Consider the following 1,768-nt stretch of genomic DNA (forward strand, 5'->3'; position numbering starts at 1 on the left):
GTCGTTCGCGTCCGTCACAGGCCCAGGCTAGGCCCCCGCCCCGGCCGGTCGCGCGCGGGAACACGCGGCCCCGCACGCGGGTTGAGCGTGTCGGACCCGTGGAAGGGAGTCACCATGAACTGGCTGTTCGGATCCGCCCTCAAGTCGACGATGGTCGAGCCGGAGCGCGCGCTGAAGGGGCACGAGGGCTACACCTACTCCGTGCCCGCCACCCACACGGTGCTCGGCACGCCGCTGCAGGGCCCGTGGCCCGAGGGGACCCGGACGATCACGGTCGGGATGGGCTGCTTCTGGGGCGCCGAGCGCATCTTCTGGCAGCTGCCGGGCGTCGTCAGCACCTCGGTCGGCTACCAGGGCGGCTACTCGCCGTACCCGACGTACGAGGAGACGTGCACCGGCCTGACCGGGCACGCCGAGGTCGTGCAGGTCGCCTACGACCCGTCGGTCGTGTCCGACGCGGACATCCTGCGGACGTTCTGGGAGTCGCACGACCCGACGCAGGGGTACCGGCAGGGCAACGACCGCGGCACGCAGTACCGGTCGACCGTCTACACGACGACACCGGAGCAGGCCGCCGCCGCGGGTGAGACCCGCGCCGCGTACCAGCAGCGGCTGACCCAGGCGGGGTACGGCGAGATCACGACCGAGATCCGCACCGCGGACGAGGCCGGCCCGTACTACTACGCCGAGGACTACCACCAGCAGTACCTGGACAAGAACCCGAACGGGTACTGCGGCATCGGCGGCACGGGCGTCTCGTGCCCGCGCCCGCTCGACGCCTGACGCACGCCCCGGACGGCCCGGTCCCCCACGCGGGGGCCGGGCCGTCCTGCGTCCGGGGCGCCGCTCCTCCCCCGCCGAGAGAGGGCCCGCGCGCCGAGAGAGGGCCCTGGACGGCCCTCTCTCGGCCGAACGGCCCTATCTCGGCGCTGGTGGCGGCGCTAGCGTGCCCGGTATGAGCGTGCGGGAGCGGCACCGGGAGGACCTGCGAGGGCTGCTCGGGGACCCCGGGGCCGTGCGGGCGCACCTCACCGCCGGGTCCGGGCTGCCCGGGCCGCGGGCGAACCTCGAGCTGCTGGGGGCGTTCGCCGACGTCGCGCCGGCCGACCTCGTGCTCGCGCTCGCCGAGGACCCCGACGACTACCTGCGCTGCTGCGGGACCGACGGCGTCGGCCGGCTCGTCCTGGAGGCCCCCGCCGCCGCCCGCGGCCCGTTGACCGCCCTGCTGCGCGCCCGGGCCGCCGACGCGTCCTGGCGGGTCCGCGAGTCCGCCGCGATGGCGCTGCAGCGGATCGGCGACGCGGAGCCGGCCACGCTGCGCGCGCTCGTCGCCGACTGGGTCGCCGACCCGGACCCGCTGGTCCGCCGGGCCGCCGTCGCCGGGGTGTGCGAGCCGCGCCTGCTCCGGGACCCGGCCACCGCCGCGGCCGCGCTCGACGCGTGCGACGCCGCCACCGCCTCGATCGCGGCGCTCCCCGCCGACGACCGCCGCGACCCCGGCGTCCGGACGCTGCGCCAGGCGCTCGGGTACGCGTGGAGCGTCGCCGTCGCGGGCGGCCCCGCCGCCGGGCTGCCGCGGTTCGCCGCGCTCCGGGGCTCCGACGACCCCGACGTGGCGTGGGTCGTGCGGGAGAACGAGAAGAAGGCCCGGCTGCGCCGGCTGCTCGACGCGCCCGGCTGACCCGGGCCGGGCGCCCGCCCGCGATCCACCCCGCCGACACGCCTTCCGGCCGACCCCGAGGAGCCCCCGTGCCGCCCACCGCCGACC

Annotated in this window: 2 protein-coding genes; both read left to right on the forward strand. The window is 77.2% G+C overall.

Annotated features, from left to right (window positions below; all coding sequences use genetic code 11):
- The first annotated feature begins 114 nt into the window (after window positions 1-114).
- The gene (msrA, locus tag VER05_RS13475) at window positions 115-783 is read left to right on the forward strand and encodes a peptide-methionine (S)-S-oxide reductase MsrA (protein WP_324845853.1); all 669 of its coding nucleotides are present in this window, start codon (window positions 115-117) and stop codon (window positions 781-783) included.
- Between the two features lie 172 nt (window positions 784-955).
- The gene (locus VER05_RS13480; RefSeq protein ID WP_324845854.1) at window positions 956-1,681 is read left to right on the forward strand and encodes a HEAT repeat domain-containing protein; all 726 of its coding nucleotides are present in this window, start codon (window positions 956-958) and stop codon (window positions 1,679-1,681) included.
- The last annotated feature ends 87 nt before the right edge of the window (window positions 1,682-1,768 follow it).

Origin of the sequence: Cellulomonas sp. (genome assembly GCF_035634735.1) — a bacterium.
Lineage (GTDB): Bacteria > Actinomycetota > Actinomycetes > Actinomycetales > Cellulomonadaceae > Cellulomonas.

Excerpts from the sequence above, each read along its gene's own strand:
- VER05_RS13480 (WP_324845854.1), top strand. The coding sequence starts at position 956 with ATGAGCGTGCGGGAGCGGCACCGGGAGGACCTGCGAGGGCTGCTCGGG.
- msrA (WP_324845853.1), top strand. The coding sequence starts at position 115 with ATGAACTGGCTGTTCGGATCCGCCCTCAAGTCGACGATGGTCGAGCCG.